Annotated in this window: 2 protein-coding genes; both read right to left on the reverse strand. The window is 44.7% G+C overall.

From position 1 onward, the window contains the following. Positions 1-149: 149 nt before the first annotated feature. Positions 150-800 carry an alpha/beta hydrolase gene (locus tag VK958_RS05335; RefSeq protein WP_325239618.1) on the reverse strand — a complete coding sequence of 217 codons (651 nt, stop codon included), beginning with the start codon at positions 798-800 and terminating at the stop codon, positions 150-152. Positions 801-1,278: 478 nt separating this feature from the next. Further along, a complete protein-coding gene (locus tag VK958_RS05340) occupies positions 1,279-1,611 on the reverse strand; it encodes a prepilin-type N-terminal cleavage/methylation domain-containing protein (RefSeq protein WP_325239619.1) in 333 nt (110 codons plus the stop codon). Positions 1,612-1,726 lie beyond the last annotated feature (115 nt).

Here is a 1,726-nt window from a genome sequence, read left to right on the forward strand (position 1 = left end):
CGGTTATGCGCTGTGCAAAAGTTTGCGTATCACTGGCCGCAACGGGAGATTTTTTTGGGACGCTCATTGAAGGTTAACCTGTTAAAACGCCTGACATTTTAACAAAACTCATTCGGCTTGCGGGATTATTCTCGGACGACTAAACAAGATCAGGCAGGTAATACGCGCAGCAGAAAGCTGCGGATATCGTTTATTTCCTGCTCACATACACTATGCGCCATAGCGTATTCATGCCATTCCAGCGAATAACCAGCAGCTTTCAATACCTCTTTGGAAGCTTCTGCGGTAGCAAGTGTGATCACCGTGTCAGCGCGACCATGTGCCATCCAGATAGGTGTTTGCCGATTAGATGGATGCTGCTCGCTGACCAGTTTATTTTTCAAAGGTAAGTAAGTGGAGAGACCCAATACGCCCGCCAGCGGCTGTGTGAATCGCGTTGCGGTATACAAAGCCATGGCGCCACCTTGGGAAAATCCGGCCAATACAATCCGGTTGGAAGGAATGCCTTTTGAGATTTCGCTTTCGATCATGGCGTTAATCGTGACCTGCATTTCCTGAATGCCAACTTCATCTTGTGGACTGTCTGGTTGCAGGCCAAAAATGTCATACCATGCGCGCATTTCATAGCCGTTATTCAAGGTGACGGGGCGGTAGGGTGCATGTGGAAGGATGAAGCGGATATGCGGCAGATTCAGCATCTGTACAACAGGCTCAAAATCGTGACCGTCGGCGCCCAGGCCGTGCATCCAGATTACGCAAGCATTAAGCGCCTGCGGATGTCTAATGATGCTCTCTAACAAACCATAATCCTTTTTAATCACTTTATGAAGTGTGCCAAAAAATGTTTATGAAGGTGTAAGTTTTGCCGCGATTAAATCTTTCTGCAAGATCATTGTATGTTAAATCGCAGGTGATCGCGATTCCAGCATTTGGTTTTGTTGGTGTGGCTTGTAAGTTAGTATCTTGTAGGCTTGGGGATAGTGATTTGTCTGCATGAGCCTGCTATATGGGTTGGCAATAAGTTTTTTTTGGTACTAATTTCTATGGAGACTTCACGTGCCTAAACTCCCGCTTCGCTCAGACATGAGTTACCAGCAGCTTTCTTAGTGTAATCAATGTTAGCAGGAACTGCGACAGAGGCAAGAATATTTATATTTGCCACCAAGATCATCAACTCGACCAATGAAAAGCCCTTATGATAATTCGTGCGTTTTGCATAAAATTAGGTTTAAAAATAAAAAAGCCCTGCGCTAATGCAGGGCTTTTTATTGAGTTAAATTAGCTGCAAGAACCAGCGCTAACCATTGAGCAAGTATAAGATTTGTTAGCGGTACCACCAACTGGCGCATATACAGAACTACCTGTCAGATCTGCTGCAGTTGAGGTAACAGTGCAGTTTGCGCCAGTGTATTGGGGAGCAGGGTTGTTCAATACGAGTTGTGAATATGTACGTTTTGCATGCGCGCTTGCTTCCTGAAGGCATGCGCCGTTATGAGCTTCTTGAATGTAATCTGTATATGCCGGAATCGCTACAGAAGCCAAAATACCAATAATGGCGACAACGATCATCAATTCAATCAGGGTAAAACCTTGTTGTACGTGTTTTTTCATCATATTTCCTTCAAGTCAAGTTTTAAAGTGAACATCTTCTAGTTCAGCCACTGCTTTTCCAACAGTGTTCGGGTATCTATAAGCAACAGCTGTGCCAGTCTGTATTTGATGCAAT

It is taken from the genome of Methylophilus sp., assembly GCF_035460085.1.
GTDB lineage: Bacteria > Pseudomonadota > Gammaproteobacteria > Burkholderiales > Methylophilaceae > Methylophilus.

What these genes read in the sequence shown, in the direction of transcription:
- VK958_RS05340 (WP_325239619.1), bottom strand. Translation starts at nt 1,611, where the DNA reads ATGAAAAAACACGTACAACAAGGTTTTACCCTGATTGAATTGATGATC.